Origin of the sequence: Bradyrhizobium macuxiense (assembly GCF_007993935.1) — a bacterium.
Lineage (GTDB): Bacteria > Pseudomonadota > Alphaproteobacteria > Rhizobiales > Xanthobacteraceae > Bradyrhizobium > Bradyrhizobium macuxiense_A.
This window is the reverse complement of record NZ_VITY01000021.1, coordinates 77,416-92,853: the sequence shown is the minus strand read 5'-3', so window position 1 is coordinate 92,853 and position 15,438 is coordinate 77,416. Positions and strand designations below refer to the sequence as shown.

The following is a 15,438-nucleotide window of genomic DNA, read 5'->3' as shown; positions in this document are numbered from 1 at the left end:
GTTGCCTTTTTAAACCGTGTTGCCGGAAAGTGCCTAAGGTCACGGCTTCGTCGCTTGCGAAACGCCGGTAATTGTGGCCTGTCTGAGCACATATTTGATTGTTCGCGAGGACGACGACCATGCGCCCGTTTGCCTTGATGTTTGCCGCGCTCACGATCCTGGCAGGTGCCGGCCAGGCCCAGGCTCAGTTCTTCGACTCCCGTGGCTACCAGTCCGAAGCCCCGAGCTTCTTCGGCGGCGGTGGCGCAAGCCCGATCCCGCGCACCACCGTCGACTACCCGACCAACTACGCCCCCGGCACCATCGTGGTGAACACCGCCGAGCGCCGGCTCTATCTGGTGCAGGCCAACGGCCAGGCGCTGCGCTACGGCATCGGCGTCGGCCGCGACGGCTTCCGCTGGAGCGGCGTGCACCGCATCAGTGCGAAGAAGGAATGGCCGTCCTGGACGCCGCCCTCGGACATGCTGCGCCGCCGCCCCGATCTGCCGCGCCACATGGGCGGCGGCATCGAGAATCCGCTCGGCGCGCGGGCGATGTATCTCGGCTCGACGCTGTACCGCATTCACGGCTCCAACGAGCCGGAGACGATCGGACAAGCGGTCTCGTCCGGCTGCTTCCGCATGACCAATGAGGACGTCAAGGACCTCTATGATCGCGTCTCGGTCGGCGCCACCGTCGTGGTGAAGAACTGATCGCGGCGATTTCAACGGAATCGGGCGCCGCCATCCGGCAAGTTCGCCGATCCCGCCTTGCGCTGCCGCACACCTTGCGGCAGCGTTGTCATGATGTCCCAGCACCGCCCTTCGATCCTGCTCCTTCTCCCCGCAACGCTCGCCGCTTGCCTCACTGAAATCCCCGTGCCTGCCGCTGCCGAGGTGCCGGCCATCGTCGCGCGCCAGCGCAACGAGAAGAAGGCCTTCACCGACGCCGAGATCGTCGAGGGTTTCCTGAAGACCGCGTTCGGCGCCGAATATCATCTCGCCGGACGGGTCGACCGCATCCGCAAATACGACAGGGCGGTGCGCGTGTTTGCCGACGGCAACCGCGCCGACCGCAAGGCCCAGCTCGCCAAGGTCGTCGCCGACATCCGCAGCAAGGTGCAGCATCTCGACATCGCGATGACCGATAATCACGACACGGCCAATGTCGTGGTCAAGATGGTGCGCGACCGCGAACTCAACCGCACGATCGCCACCTATTACGGGCAGGAGCGCGCCAAGGAGATCCGCTCCTCGCTCGACCCGCAATGCCTGTCCGGCTTCCGCAAGAACGAGAACTACGAGATCGAGCATTCCGACGTCATCCTCACCGTCGACAATGGCGACTTCGTCTTCCTCGACTGCGCCTATGAGGAGCTGCTGCAATCGCTCGGCCCGATCAACGACACCGCGACGGTGCCGTGGACCATGTTCAACGACAGCGTCTCGATGGGCTTCTTCGACGTCTACGACCAATATCTGCTCAATCTGCTCTACGACCCCCGCATCAAGCCCGGCATGAACGTGCAGGAGGTCAAGGCCGCGCTGCCCGACGTGCTCACCGACGTCCGCGCCTGGGTGGCGAAGGTGAACCATCTGGAGTGATGGTGGCTGCGCCCGCGATCGGCGCACACGCTCGCGGCACACACAGCTGTCGTCCCGGCGAAGGCCGGGACCCATACGCCGCGGCGGCTGTTGTTGAAAGGACTCGTCGTTTTAGCGTCGCACACCAATCGCCATTCGTGGTTATGGGTCCCTGCTTTCGCAGGGACGACATCGAATATGTTGCACGGCTGATGGATCAAACATTCCCATGCAGGGGCCTGCGCTGTCGGGCAACTCGGTGATTGGCGCGCGAGGTGAGCACCGGCGGCAGGGCTCCCTCCCCCCTTGCGGGGGAGGGTTGGGGAGAGGGGTGCCACGCGACGTGCGCTATCCGTATCTGTCAAAGCGAAAAGCGAACAAACTTGCGAGAGCTGTGCCCTCATCGATCGTCTCGCCCGGGGCACACCCTCTCCCCACCCTCTCCCGCCCGCAAGTCGGGCCTGCCCGACTTGCGCAAACTTATGACGCGCAACCGGGGTAGACCCCGGTTGCGTGGGAGAGGGAGCCTGGGAAGCGTGCTCACCCCACCGGATTCAGCACAGCCCCCCTCCCCGCTTGACCTTGCCCCTGCGGCCGCCTCCATAGAGGCGCGGTCAGACGACGCGAGGTGATTCGATGAATGCTCCTGCTGCCCGTTTCCTCAGCCCGTCCGAAGCTGCACGGCAGCTCGGCATCTCGGCGAAAGCGCTGCGCCTCTACGAGGAGCGCGGCCTGATCGCGCCCGGCCGCACACCGGCGGGATGGCGTGCCTATGGTCCGGCCGAGATGGCCCGCTGCGCCGAGATCGTCGAGCTGCGTGCGCTCGGCCTCAGTGTCGGAGAGGTGGCGCGGATCCTGAACGGCGACGCCGCCATCCTCGGCCGCGTGCTGGCCGCGCACGAGGCCACGCTCGAAGCACGCATCCGCCACTGCGGCGACAGCATCGCCCGGGTGCGGCGGCTGCGCACCGACCTCGGCCGCGGCAAAATGCCCGCGACGCGCGACCTCATCGGTGCGGTCAGGGCACGGCCGGCACTCCGCGTCGCATTCGACCTGCCATGGCCGTGGGGCGGCGAGCGCTTCGAGCTGCGCGACGTCAAATCGCTGAATTACATCGTCGGCCCGCTCGGCAGCGGCAAGACGCGCCTTGCGCAGCGGCTCGCAGAAGCGCTGCCCGGCGCCAGCTTCGTCGGACTGGACCGTGCCGCCGACGGCGGTGCGGCGGTTCGCGCGCGGCTCGACGCCGACCCGGCGCACAAGGCGAGGGTCGAGGCGAGCCTTGCCGTCCTGCTGGCAGATGGCGCCGTGGACTCTGCCGCGCTCACCACCCTGCTCGCATGGCTCGAGGCCGACGACGGCGCGATCCCGGTGATCGACATGCTCGAGCAGGGGCTCGATGCGGCCAGCCAGGAGGCGGTGATCGCGCATCTGCGCCGCCGTGGACCGCAGGCGCGGCCACAGTTCTTCCTGACGCGCTCAAGCGCGATCCTGGACCTCGACGCCGTCGGCGACGACGAAGCGATCATCCTGTGCCCGGCCAATCACAGCCTGCCGATCTGCGTCAGGCCCATTCCCGGTGCGGCAGGCTATGAAGCGGTTGCGACCTGCCTCGCCTCGCCGGAGGTGCGCGCGCGAACCGAAGGCATGGTGGCGCGGCTGCCATCCTGACTTCTCGCATGGGTTGTATTATCATCATATGACAATGCATGACGCAGGACGGATGCGCTCAGGAAAAGTGTGCTATAAGCACACGCGATGACCGAGCTTCCCCGTACCCAGGCCTTGCGTTGCTTCATCACGGTTGCCCGTGAGGGCACTGTATCGCGCGCTGCAGCGATGCTGAAACTGACCCAGCCGGCGGTCAGCCTGCAACTCAAGGCGCTCGAGGAAAGCACCGGACTGCAGCTGTTCAACCGCACACCCGGCGGCTTCACGCTGACCGAGGCCGGCGCCGCGCTGCTGCCGCTGGCGCACCGGGCGGTGGCGGCGGCATCCGACTTCAAGGCGATGGCGGATTCGTTGAACGAGGCGCAGCGCGGCACGCTGCGCGTCGGCACCATCCTCGACCCCGAATTCACCCGGCTCGGACCGTTCGTGCGCAGCCTTGCGATGTCCTCGCAACGCACCGAGGTCTTCCTGCGCCATGGCGTCAGCGACGACGTGCTGGCACAGATCGGCAGGGGCGAACTCGACGTCGGCTATTACGTCGACGCCACGCCGCAGGAGCACCTCGTCCATCACAGCTTCGCCGAGCGGACCATTGCCGACGGCCGCTACCAGCTGGCGCCGCTGCTCTGCTACGACTACCGCGTGATCGCGCCGATCGGCTGGCGGGACCGGGTCATCGGCAAGGGCTGGGCGGAGCTCGCCGAGCTGCCCTGGCTCGCGACACCGCCGCATTCCGGTCACCGGCGGCTGCTCGACGACATTTTCCGGCCGCTCGGCGCCTTGCCGAAGCGCATCGGCTACACCGACCAGGAAGAGGCGATGATCGACTTCGTCGAATCCGGTCTCTGCCTCAGCCTCGCGCGTGACAGCGTGCTGGCGCCGCGGATGGCGCGCCCGCATCAGTTCGTGGTCGCCGACAAGGTGAAGCTGACCTGCGATCTCTCCTTCGTCAGCCTCGCCGCCCGCCGCCAGGAGCCGGTGATCGCCCACGCCTTCGCCGCCGTGCGCGCAGTGTGGAATATCAAGCCGGCAATCGCCGGCGCCGGCCCGACACGGACCAGGAAGGTCGCGAAGAACGTGTGACGCGGCGCGCTGAGGCCCGACGGTGTTCTCCGGCCCGGTGTGGATTGCGGACCAGGGGTCCCGGACCGCAGTTCCATTGGTCAGCGCGCCGCTGAGAAAGGGGGCACGGCCATGACGCCGCTGGTAAAGAAAATCACGCTGACAATCGCCGCCGCGCTGATGTTAATCCCGCTTGCTGCGCGCGCTCAGTCCATTGATCCAGCCACAGATAGGAGTGCAATCGACAGGCTGATGCACGAATATTTTGAGGCATACAGCCGCGGCGACATGGCTGCCGTGGCGCAGATCATCAGTACTCCATTCGTCACCGCAGGACCGCGAGGTTTCACGTCCTTCGCGACAAAGGATGAGGCGTTAGATTGGTACAAGAAGTATCGCGACGCGGCGGTGAATCAAGGCTACGCCAAAACTGAATGGATTGATTTCGGAGTAAAGCTCCTTGGCCCCGCACACGCCATCGCAGGCGGCACATACGCGCGTTACAAGGCGGACGGCAGCGAACTCAACAGATCGGGCGGGACCTATTTGCTGAGCAAGATAGATGGCGCCTGGAAGATAGGCGTGAATCTGGGTTATCCCGTGAAAGACGCCTTTCGGCTCGAATAGTTGGCGAGCGGAGACGACCGACGGCAGATCCGCTCGGGGCTCGGAAGCGGATCGACCCGGCTCGATCACTTTGCCCGTGTCCAAATCACTTCAACGACATCGCCGCCCGGGGGACGGACAGTCAGCGTCAGTTGATTTCCCGCAATCGCGACAAAGCGCTTTTGATCTGAACCATTCCAGTTCGGAAAAGAACTGCCCTCGACGTGGATCGAGATGCTGCTATCGGCCTCGTTCGCCGAATAGGTCCCGAAGTAGGTTATCGTGCCCTCGGCAGTTTCCTTGTATTCTTCAGGGGTGCCCTGCCTGAGGGCATTGCTCGCATACCTGGCGCGATCCGACTTCATCACCGTGATGATGTACCGTCCATCCGCATCAAAGAAGGCGATGCCCTTTGGAGCCTTCCCATAATGCTCGAGCGTAGTGCCATCAGCCTTCTTCTGCTCCCAGGAGAGCAGGGTCCAGGTCCCCACCAGCTGCTCTTTGAAAGATTGCTTTTGGCCCAGCACGTCGGATGCCATCGTGAGAACTCCAAGAGCTGCCATCGAGCATGCTGCAAGAATCGCGCGCAAGGTCATTGATGCCTCAGAGAAGATCGAAGCCAATCGGTCAGGTACGCAGTCATCCAACGTTAGCACAAACCGCTACTACGACGTAGCGCGCGTTCGCTTGGAAGATGCGTCGGATCAAAGCGCATTCCGCGCCGCTGCGATATCCGCTCTGGTCAAGATGAGACCATCAGCAGCTTATCGATGAGCCAAGACCTAGGCTGCGACGACCAGCGGCCGCATCATGTCGGCCATAGCCGGCACCAGCGATGGCGCCTCGCAATCCTGCAGCGACAATTCGTCCATGAGTTCGCGCAGCCTTGGCGGCAGATCGGCGTAATCGCCGCGCAGGGCATAGCGCAGCCTCTCGCCAATCTCGTCGCAGATGGCGCGCGCGTGCTCGGGCGCGATCGGATGAGGTTCACTCATGGACGTCGACCGCTGGCGACGGCGGCGCGCCGTCAAACTGCACTTCCGCTACCACGGATCCCGCATACGCTGATGCGATCAAGACGAGGATCCGAACAATGCTGAACATGGTTCGTACTCCCTTTTCCGATCCCTGGATAACAGGCGGAGATTGCCGCCCGATTAGGGAAACTGGTTCCCGCGGCCTTTAGGGGATTGGTAAACGCGAGGTTCAGGACGCTTCGGGCAACGGCGGTTCTGGCCGCCCGGCTGTCCCCAATCAGGGGGACAGACCGATGCGGCGGAATCAATATGATGCGAAACCGGACACCGGTCGGCTATCATCGGCCGCCATTCTACAAAAAGAACATGCTGGGAGGATTTGCAATGAAGCTGGCTGTGGCCGGACTCTGGGTACTGGCGGGCGCGATGCTGGTCGCGCCGGATGCACGTGCCGACATCAAGGTCGGCGTCGTGGTGTCGGGATCCGGACCGGGCTCGGCGCTCGGCCAGCCTCAGATGCGCACCATCGCTGCGCTGCCGAAGGAGATCGGCGGCGAGAAGGTCACCTATATCGCGCTCGACGACGAGTCCGATCCCACCAAGGGCACGCAGAACGCCCGGCGGCTCGTGATCCAGGACGGCGTCGACATCCTGATCGGCTCCTCGCTCACCCCCGTGACCATGCCGATGCTCGACGTCGCCTTCGAAGCCAAGACGCCGATCATCTCGCTCGCGGCGGCGACCGCGATCGTGCAGCCGATGGACGAGCGCCGCCGCTGGGCGTTCAAGGTGGTACCCAACGACGACCTGATGGCGGCGGCGATCCTGAAATACATCGCGAAGTCGGGCATCAAGACGCTCGGCTATATCGGCGTCTCCGACGGCTATGGCGAAGGCTATTACAAGGAGGTGTCGCGGCTCGCCCCTCCGCTCGGGATTACCGTCACGACGCATGAGGTCTATGCGCGTTCGGACACCAGCGCGATGGGCCAGGCGCTGAAGGTGATCGCAACCAACCCGGAGGCGGTGTTCATTGCGTCTGCCGGCACGCCGGCCGTGCTGCCGCAGGAAGCGCTGCGCAGCCGCGGCTATGCCGGCAAGATTTTCCAGACCCACGGCGTCGCGTCGGAGGAATTCATCAAGCTCGGCGGCGCCAATGTCGAGGGCGCGATCTTCACCGGCGAGGCCTTCACGATCGCCGACGATCTGCCGGCGAGCGATCCGTTCCGCCAGGCGCGCGACGCGTTCGTGTCGGCCTACGAGAAGGCCAACGGCTCGAGCCCGAACATCTTCGGCGCGCATCTGTGGGACGCGGTCACGCTGTTCAAGCGGGCGGCGGCCAATGCGCTGAAGACCGCTAAGCCCGGCACGGCTGAATTCCGCGCCGCGCTGCGCGACGAACTGGAGCGCGGCAAGGACGTCTATCTGAACAACGGCCTCTCGACCATGAGCCCAACCGACCACAACGGCTATGACGAGCGTTCGGCGTTCCTGATCAAGGTCGAGGGCGGCAAGTTCCGGCTGGTGAAGTAGGCGTACAAAATTGGGCTAGTCGCCGCCCCAGCGCCAGCGCGGCGGCTCGCCCTTCCACCAGCACACGGCGGTGAGCAGGACGCTCAGCACGACAACGTAGGCGACGAAGCGCGCCGGAGAATGCGGCAGGATCGTCGCGGCGCCGACGGCGACCAGCGCCACAAAGCCGGCGAGGACCGCCCAGCCCTGCCAGTTGCTCGGAGGTCCCCAGCCCCAGCCGTAGCGCTTGGCGGGAAACCAGTATCTGTCGTCACGCGGCATGGGATTGCTCCAGCGTCGAAATCCCCTCGCCTCACGTCTTGCCCGATGCGCACACGCCCTTCAGCGCCTGCCATTCGGCGGCCGACAGCAGTGGCTTGCCGATCGTCAGAGTGTCGGCGTCCGCCCGGCCCATGCGTTCGAGGCGATCCTCGGTCAGCGGATGGCTGGAGACCAGCGAGAGTCCCTTGCCGCCTTCCTTGCCGGTGACGCGGAACATCAGTTCGCCCATCGGCTTGGCCGGGCGGCCGAGCTTGTGCATGGTCTCGATCGCGAACGTATCGGCGTTGGTCTCGGCATCGCGCGAATAGGACGACGTCACCAGCTGGCGCGAGGCGAAGATCAGCGCGCCGGACCCGCTGATGTCGCCGAACAACAGCCCGATCAGGAACGAGGTGCCGCCATTGTGGATCAGCTCGCGCATGCTGTCGCGATGGCGGAGATGGCCGAGCTCATGCGCGACGACGCCGGCGATCTCGTCGGGGTTCTCGGCCTTCTCCAGCAGCCCTTCGAACAAATAGACCTTGCCGCCGGGCAGCGCGAAGGCGTTCGGCACCGGCGTTGCCAGCACGCCCGACTGCACCGAATTGTCGAGCCCCGCGGTTTCCCGCAGCTTGCCGATCAGCTTCTCGAACGCCGCTTGTCCCGCCGCGTTGCTGCACGGCTTGCCGTCGAACACCACCTTGACCTGCGCTTCCGCGACGTCGCCGAGGCGGCGCTCGAAGGAATCAGGCACCAGCGGCGTCAGCCGCTCGGCGGCGAGCGGCACGCCGAACAGCACCACCAGCACGATCGACACCGCGGCCGCGAGCGACCAGCCGACGATGCCGGCGACGCCCTTGCGGTTCGGCAGGTCCTGCTCGAGCTTGTCGCAGCGCGCGACCAGCGCGGCGATCAGCTGCGCGTCGCGGATCTCGAGCCGCGCCAACGCCGGAGCCGTCAGGCAGCTCAACCGCAGCAGGCCGGACGGGCTGTCGGCACGGCGGATGTCGGCGAACGCCCAGCGCGCGAGCAGTTCGCCGTCTTCCCTGATCTCCAGCGCATCGGACAGTCTGAGCGCGACGCTGCGCCGGCGGCTCGATGCGCCGTCGAAGAACACCGCGCCCGGGACCGGCGACGCCGCGGAATTGGCCTGGTCGAGATCGGATTCCATGACGCTAGAATCCCGCGACGTCGAGGCCGTCGGCAAAACCTTCACCGAGCGCATTGGCGAGATCGCCGCGCGCGGTGACGTTGGCCGCCGCGCCGATGTTATGCACGATGGTCGTCGACAGCACCCGGACCCAGAGATCGCGCATCAGATAGACCCGCATCACCACGTTCATCGCGAGTGCAAGGGCGAGATAGCCGATGCCGAGCATGACCATCAGCGGAATGCTCTTGGCGAACGCCTCGGTCTTGAAGAAGGTCTCGATCGAGGAGCCGTCGATGCTGGCCGCCAGGAAGATGCAGAGCACGAGATAGACCGAGAACACGGCGCCGAGCAGCATGGCCCAGCCGATCACCTTCCAGTACAGGCCGATCAGCGCGCTGCGCCGCATGGTGGATTCAAGCCTGACCTCGCCGAAACGGATGCCCGACAGCCACCAGCGCCACTCGATCGCCTTGAACGCGGCATAGGCGAACGGGCCGAAGATCGTCACCATCGCGAACGGCATCAGGAGCCAGAGCCACCAGCCGCGCTTGAAGAAATCCCAGCCGCGGCCCTCGAACGAGCCCTGCAGATCGCCGTAATAGGAGTGCCGCATCTTGTAGCGTTCGAGCGCCGCCTCGCGCCATGGCAGCGCAAAGCCGAACGTGATCACGACCAGGAAGCCCCATAGCGAGGCCTTCAGCGCATAGATCCAGCCCGAGCCGCTCATCCAGAAACGGACGCCGCGCCACACCGTGCGGGTCAGCCGGTAGCGCCGCGCGCGGTAGATCGCGAACTGGCCGAACAGATAGAAGAAGGCGACCAGCGGAAACGAGGAGAAAGTCTGGCCGTGCTCGGCCTCGATGACGAGCAGGGCGTAGCCGAGATAGACCGGCACCAGGATCGCGAGCGCGACCAAAAAGCCGATCAGGAGCTCCTTGCCGCGGCCGGTATATTCCGCTCCGTCGCCGTCGATCAGGGTGTTCGACCAGAGGTGGCGGCGGATGTCGGTGGTGAGCCAGAACCGGTAGAAGCCGACCGTGACGAGCTCGAGCCCGGCGCCGCGCGCGACCAGGCGGAAGAACTCCTTCCGGCTCCCTGAAAACGCCACCGGCATCGGCGGCGGAACCGGTTGCGGCAGCGGCGGCGGTGGCCCCGGCGGGGTCCAGCTCATGTCGTTCACGGAACAGCTCCAGGACGGGACAATCTCTGCGCATCAAAAGCACAGGTTTGTCGCTGCGAGTGTGATCCAGGTTTCACACGGGGTCGAGAGCCAGGGGCGGTTTTTGGCCGGGTGCGGTTGGCTATGCCTTAACGGGACCGCCGGAAGCGGCGCGGTCTTTCCTGCCCCATTTGCCGGTCGAGCGTGAGCTTCGAACCCAGGGAGGCAATTGCATGACTTACGAATCAGGCGATGAACACGCCGCCGCACGCGAGGGAAGATGGCGATGAACAAGTGGATCTTGTCGGCATGGATTTTGGCGATCGCGGCAGCTCCCGCTGCGGCCGCCGATATACGCCTCGACTCCTACCGCAATCCGAAGGGCGAGAACTATCGCATCTTCAATTATATGTACCTGGACGGCGCAAGGGGCGGCATGATGGCTTCCAATGCCTGGCTCAAACGCCATGGCGGCCAAATGCTGTTCTGCATGCCCGGCGACCTCGCACTGACCACCGAGCAGACCGAAGAGATCATGCTCAAGTCAGCCGAAAAGCGGGCAGCGAAGGGCGATGTCGCGATCGCGTCGCTGCTGCTGTGGGGAATGCAGGACACCTACCCCTGCGAAAAACCCGCCAGCGAAAAGACCGGCGGCGAAAAACCCGCCAGTCAATAGCTGCCCCTGCACTGTTCGCACGACACCATCAGACCAAATCAAACGGCGTTTCAAACGGGCGTGGTCACCGCCATGCCGCTCCACGGCCGGAAAGGCCCGGATTCGGCCGCTTTGGCCGGCTACCAATGCGGCCAAATGCGCGTTGAGGCCCCTTGCGCAAACCGCGGAATGAGAATGTAATTCGGTAAAACATGGCGCGCCGGCGATGCCCCGGCTGCTGCAACGGTTGAGGAGCCGCTCATGCACGGGACCATCGATCTCGTCGACACCACCGATCTGGATGCCGCACGCGAACGCGCCAACACGCTGGCGCTGTCGGACTACGATCCCGGCCATCCCGAGCTGTTCAAGACCGATACCTTCTGGCCGTATTTCGACCGGCTGCGCCGCGAGGATCCGGTGCACTACTGCAAGGACTCGATGTTCGGTCCATACTGGTCGATCACCCGCTACAACGACATCATGGACATCGAGACCAATCATTCGGTGTTCTCCTCGGCCGCCTCGCTCGGCGGCATCACCATCCGCGACGTGCCGCCGGATCTGCGCCGCGAGAGCTTCATCGCGATGGACCAGCCGCGCCATTCGGCGCAGCGCAAGACCGTGGCGCCGATGTTCACGCCGACGCATCTCGACGAGCTCGCCATCAACATCCGCAAGCGCTCGACCGAGTGCCTCGACAATCTGCCGCGCGGCGAGGTGTTCGACTGGGTCGACAAGGTCTCGATCGAGCTGACCACCCAGATGCTCGCGGTGCTGTTCGACTTCCCCTGGGAGGACCGCCGCAAGCTGACCCGCTGGTCCGACGTCGCGACCACCCTGCCCGGCGCCGGCGGCCTCGTCGCCACCGAGGATGAGCGGCAGGCCGAGCTGATGGAATGCGCCGGCTATTTCGCGCGGCTCTGGAAGGAGCGCTCTGGCCAGCCGCCGAAGAGCGATCTGCTCTCGATGATGGCGCACAGCGACGCCACGCGGAACATGGATCCGAAGAACTTTCTCGGCAATCTGATCCTGTTGATCGTCGGCGGCAACGACACCACGCGCAACACGCTGTCCGGCAGCATCTATGCGCTCGCCAAGCATCCGGAGCAGTACCGCAAGCTCAAGGAGAACCCCGCGCTGATCGACAGTTTCGTGCCCGAGGTGATCCGCTGGCAGACGCCGCTGGCGCATATGCGGCGCACCGCGCTCGCCGACTTCGAATTCCGCGGCCGCCAGATCAAGAAGGGCGACAAGGTCGTGATGTGGTACGTCTCGGGCAATCGCGACGAGGAGGCGATCGAGAAGCCCTACGAGTTCCTGATCGATCGCGCCCGGCCGCGCACCCACATCTCGTTCGGCTTCGGCATCCACCGCTGCGTCGGCCTGCGCCTCGCCGAGCTGCAGCTCAAGATCATCTGGGAGGAGATCCTCAAGCGCTTCGACACGATCGAGGTGGTCGAGGAGCCGCAGCGGGTGTATTCCAGCTTCATCAAGGGCTACGAGACGCTGCCCGTGCGCATTGCCGCCTGACGCGTCGCGAGCCAACCGGGATCGAGAGCCATGAACGTCCAGACCGCCATCCGTGCCGACCGGGCCGAGCTAAAGCGCCAGGCGCGCGAGGAAGCCTATGCGACGCCATTGAAGGATTTCCATCCCGGCGCGCCAAGGCTATTCCAGAATGACACGCTGTGGCCGTGGTTCGAGCGGCTGCGCAAGGAAGAGCCGGTGCATTACTGCACCAATGCGCCGATCGAGCCGTATTGGTCTGTGGTGAAGTACAACGACATCATGCATGTCGACACCAGCCACGGCATCTTCTCCTCGGATTCCACGCTCGGCGGCATCTCGATCCGCGACGTGCCGCCCGGCTACGACTATCCGAGCTTCATCGCGATGGACCAACCGAAGCACGCCCATCAGCGCAAGACCGTGTCGCCGATGTTCACGCCGACCCATCTCGACGAGCTGGCGAAGCTGATCCGCCAGCGCTCGGCCAGCGTGCTCGACAATCTGCCGCGCAACGAGACCTTCAATTTCGTCGAGCGCGTTTCGATCGAATTGACCACCCAGATGCTGGCGACGCTGTTCGACTTCCCCTGGGAGGAACGGCGCAAGCTGACGCGCTGGTCCGACGTCTCCACCGCGTTGCCGAAGAGCGGCATCGTCGACTCGCCGGAACAGCGCCGGCAGGAGATGGACGAGTGCTACGCCTATTTCTCCAAGCTCTGGAACGAGCGCGTCAACTCGGCCCCGCGCAACGATCTGCTGTCGATGATGGCGCATAGCGACGCCACGCGGCACATGGATCCCGACAATCTGATGGGCAACATCATCCTGCTGATCGTCGGCGGCAACGACACCACGCGCAACACCATGAGCGGCTCGGTGCTGGCGCTGCACGAACATCCCGACCAATTCCAGAAACTGAAAGAGAACCCCGAGCTGATCGACACCATGGTGCCGGAGGTGATCCGCTGGCAGACGCCGCTGGCGCATATGCGGCGCACCGCCCTTGTCGACACCGAGATCGGCGGCAAGACGATCCGGAAGGGCGACCGCGTCGTGATGTGGTACGTCTCCGGCAATCGCGACGACGAGGTGATCGACCGTCCCGACGAGTTCATCATCGATCGCGCCCGGCCGCGCATCCATCTGTCGTTCGGCTTCGGCATCCACCGCTGCGTCGGCATGCGGCTCGCCGAACTGCAGCTCAAGATCGTCTGGCAGGAGATGCTGAAGCGCTTCGACCGCATCGAGGTGGTCGGCGAGCCGAAGCGGGTCTATTCCAGCTTCGTCCGCGGCATCGAGAACCTGCCGGTGCGGATCCCGGGCTGAATAATCCTTGGCTGCAATGGCGATCGGCCCTATGTCTTGCCGCGTCTTGCAGCCTGGGCCAGTTGACGGATCATGAACCGAAAAGAACGGCGTGCGGCCGGTAAGCAGCGGGACGTGTCCGGCAAGAGTGCACCTGGCTTCGGCTCCGCAGGCCTCAGCATCGCCGACCTTGCCGCCGAGGCAAGCCGCGTCTATGGGATGCGCCGCTTCAACGAAGCGCAGCAGATCTGTCGGGACATTCTTGCGCGCGAGCCTGCCCATGTGCAGAGCCTGAACCTGCTCGGCCTGATGGCGCAGGCCGCCGGCGACCACCGGGCCGCCGTGAAGGCCTTCGCGAAAGCGATTGCCGCCGACGACGTGAATGCCGCCTGCCACTACAATGCCGGCAATTCTTACCAGGCGCTGGGCAATCGCGGCAAAGCCGCCGCGCATTTCAGTAAGGCACTTGCGCTCGGCATGGACGCGAAGGCCGTCGGCTTCATCCTGCAGAGCCCAACCGTCACCCGCTATGTCCAGCGGATCGCCGGCAAGTGGCCGCTACCGGTGACGAACGCCGACTTGTTCGGCACCGAAGGCGTTACTCCGCTGGCCAGCGATCTGTTTCTGCGCTGCGCGATGGAAACGACGACGCTGGCGAGCATGCAGCTCGAAGTGCTGCTCGGACATGCACGGGCGGAACTGCTGCGGCTCGCGAGCGAGCAGGAGCAGCATGAAGCCGACGATGATATCGTTGGCTTTGCATGCGCGCTCGCCCGGCAATGCTTCATCAACGAATATGTCCATGCACAGACCGAGGCGGAGGCCGAACGCGCGGGCGCACTGCGCGAGCGATTGCTGCAGGACCTGGCATCCGGCGCCGCGATCACGCCGCTCACGCTGGCCGTGGTCGCGGCTTACTTCCCGCTTCATGCCCTGCCGGCGGCGGACGCGCTGCTGCGCCGGGACTGGCCTGCGGCCACAACCGGCCTGTTGCGGGTGCAGCTTCGCGAGCCGCGCGAGGAGATGGACGAACGCGGCGCCATTGCAACGCTCACCCCGATCAAGAACGACGTATCGGTCGAGGTGATGCGCCAGTACGAGGAAAATCCCTATCCGCGCTGGACCGTGAACCCGCTGACGGCATTCGTCGCAGATCGGACGCGGGGAAAGACGGTCGCGACCGCGGAACAGCAAGCCGAACGGGATATTCTGATCGCCGGTTGCGGCACCGGCTCGCACGCAATCCAGATCGCGCAGGTCTATCCGAACGCACGCCTGCTCGCGGTCGACATCAGCACGACCAGCCTCGCCTATGCGCGCCGCAAGACGCGCGAGCTGGGCTTGCGCAATGTCGAGTATGCGCAGGCGGACATCCTGGAATTGGGCTCGATCGGCCGCGCCTTCGACAGCATCGAGTCGGTCGGCGTGCTGCATCATCTCGCCGAACCTTTCGCCGGCTGGCACGTGCTGGCCTCGCTGCTGCGGCCGGGCGGCACGATGCGCATCGGCCTGTACAGCGAACTGGCGCGCCGCGTCATTGTGGAAGCGCGTGCCCGCATCACGGCGCGCAACTATCGCGCCAGTGCCGACGACATCAGGCGGTGCCGGCAGGAGATTTTCCGCGAGGCCGAGCAATGGAGACCGCTGATCGGCGCCAAGGATTTCTACAGCATGAGCGGCTGCCGCGATTTGCTGTTCAACGTCATGGAGCACCGCCTCACCATTCCGGAGATCGCCGCGTTCCTGAACGATCATGGCCTGTCGTTTGGGGGTTTCGAGCCGTTCGACGATCCGGCGCTGCTGGAAAAATTCCACAAGCAGTTTGCGGGCGCGGCCGACGAGACCGATCTGGAGCAGTGGCACCGCTTCGAGGTCGATCATCCCGAGACGTTCTGGGACATGTACGTGTTCACGGCGCAAAAGCGCACGAACTGACGGCAAGGAGCCAGAGCGTGACGAGACGACGTGCGCAATGATTGCAAACAAAAGGCGCCCCGTAGGACGCC

Annotated in this window: 15 protein-coding genes; 10 read left to right on the top strand and 5 right to left on the bottom strand. The window is 64.9% G+C overall.

Features of this window, described 5'->3' with window-relative positions:
* Positions 1-119 precede the first annotated feature (119 nt).
* The 5 genes from FBZ93_RS37520 (at position 120) to FBZ93_RS37500 (ending at position 4,919) form a co-directional block, all read left to right on the top strand.
* Complete coding sequence (locus FBZ93_RS37520) at positions 120-692, top strand: L,D-transpeptidase (protein WP_146992541.1); 573 nt, start codon at positions 120-122, stop codon at positions 690-692.
* Between the two features lie 93 nt (positions 693-785).
* The gene (locus FBZ93_RS37515; protein ID WP_146992639.1) at positions 786-1,583 is read left to right on the top strand and encodes a DUF2927 domain-containing protein; all 798 of its coding nucleotides are present in this window, start codon (positions 786-788) and stop codon (positions 1,581-1,583) included.
* A 615-nt stretch (positions 1,584-2,198) separates the two neighbouring features.
* Positions 2,199-3,230: a MerR family transcriptional regulator gene (locus FBZ93_RS37510; protein WP_146992539.1), complete on the top strand. Its 1,032-nt coding sequence runs from the start codon at positions 2,199-2,201 to the stop codon at positions 3,228-3,230.
* 87 nt (positions 3,231-3,317) lie between these two features.
* Positions 3,318-4,313 (top strand): LysR family transcriptional regulator, encoded by a 996-nt coding sequence (locus tag FBZ93_RS37505; RefSeq protein WP_146992537.1) that lies wholly within the window; start codon positions 3,318-3,320, stop codon positions 4,311-4,313.
* Positions 4,314-4,424: 111 nt separating this feature from the next.
* Complete coding sequence (locus tag FBZ93_RS37500) at positions 4,425-4,919, top strand: nuclear transport factor 2 family protein (protein WP_146992536.1); 495 nt, start codon at positions 4,425-4,427, stop codon at positions 4,917-4,919.
* A gap of 65 nt (positions 4,920-4,984) precedes the next feature.
* Here FBZ93_RS37500 and FBZ93_RS37495 read toward each other — a convergent pair whose 3' ends face one another.
* Together FBZ93_RS37495 and FBZ93_RS37490 are read right to left on the bottom strand one after the other, a co-directional pair.
* Positions 4,985-5,494: a lipocalin-like domain-containing protein gene (locus tag FBZ93_RS37495; protein WP_146992534.1), complete on the bottom strand. Its 510-nt coding sequence runs from the start codon at positions 5,492-5,494 to the stop codon at positions 4,985-4,987.
* Positions 5,495-5,680: 186 nt separating this feature from the next.
* Positions 5,681-5,893: a hypothetical protein gene (locus FBZ93_RS37490; protein ID WP_146992532.1), complete on the bottom strand. Its 213-nt coding sequence runs from the start codon at positions 5,891-5,893 to the stop codon at positions 5,681-5,683.
* A gap of 366 nt (positions 5,894-6,259) precedes the next feature.
* Here FBZ93_RS37490 and FBZ93_RS37485 point away from each other — a divergent pair, with 366 nt between their 5' ends.
* Positions 6,260-7,408 (top strand): ABC transporter substrate-binding protein, encoded by a 1,149-nt coding sequence (locus FBZ93_RS37485; protein WP_146992530.1) that lies wholly within the window; start codon positions 6,260-6,262, stop codon positions 7,406-7,408.
* 15 nt (positions 7,409-7,423) lie between these two features.
* Here the strand turns inward: FBZ93_RS37485 and FBZ93_RS37480 are convergent, their stop codons facing one another.
* The 3 genes from FBZ93_RS37480 to FBZ93_RS37470 are packed head-to-tail and all read right to left on the bottom strand — an operon-like array spanning position 7,424 to position 9,972.
* On the bottom strand, positions 7,424-7,669 hold the full coding sequence (locus tag FBZ93_RS37480) for a hypothetical protein (RefSeq protein ID WP_146992528.1): 246 nt from the start codon (positions 7,667-7,669) through the stop codon (positions 7,424-7,426).
* Between the two features lie 31 nt (positions 7,670-7,700).
* Positions 7,701-8,819: a M48 family metallopeptidase gene (locus tag FBZ93_RS37475; RefSeq protein ID WP_146992526.1), complete on the bottom strand. Its 1,119-nt coding sequence runs from the start codon at positions 8,817-8,819 to the stop codon at positions 7,701-7,703.
* A gap of 4 nt (positions 8,820-8,823) precedes the next feature.
* Positions 8,824-9,972: a DUF898 family protein gene (locus tag FBZ93_RS37470; RefSeq protein WP_146992637.1), complete on the bottom strand. Its 1,149-nt coding sequence runs from the start codon at positions 9,970-9,972 to the stop codon at positions 8,824-8,826.
* A 274-nt stretch (positions 9,973-10,246) separates the two neighbouring features.
* Here FBZ93_RS37470 and FBZ93_RS37465 point away from each other — a divergent pair, with 274 nt between their 5' ends.
* From FBZ93_RS37465 to FBZ93_RS37450, 4 genes are all read left to right on the top strand, one after another.
* On the top strand, positions 10,247-10,636 hold the full coding sequence (locus FBZ93_RS37465; RefSeq protein ID WP_146992524.1) for a hypothetical protein: 390 nt from the start codon (positions 10,247-10,249) through the stop codon (positions 10,634-10,636).
* A gap of 240 nt (positions 10,637-10,876) precedes the next feature.
* A complete protein-coding gene (locus tag FBZ93_RS37460; RefSeq protein ID WP_146992522.1) occupies positions 10,877-12,148 on the top strand; it encodes a cytochrome P450 in 1,272 nt (423 codons plus the stop codon).
* Positions 12,149-12,178: 30 nt separating this feature from the next.
* Entirely contained in the window at positions 12,179-13,453 is a 1,275-nt protein-coding gene (locus FBZ93_RS37455; protein ID WP_146992521.1) for a cytochrome P450, read from the top strand.
* Between the two features lie 114 nt (positions 13,454-13,567).
* On the top strand, positions 13,568-15,367 hold the full coding sequence (locus FBZ93_RS37450; RefSeq protein WP_246667800.1) for a class I SAM-dependent methyltransferase: 1,800 nt from the start codon (positions 13,568-13,570) through the stop codon (positions 15,365-15,367).
* The last annotated feature ends 71 nt before the right edge of the window (positions 15,368-15,438 follow it).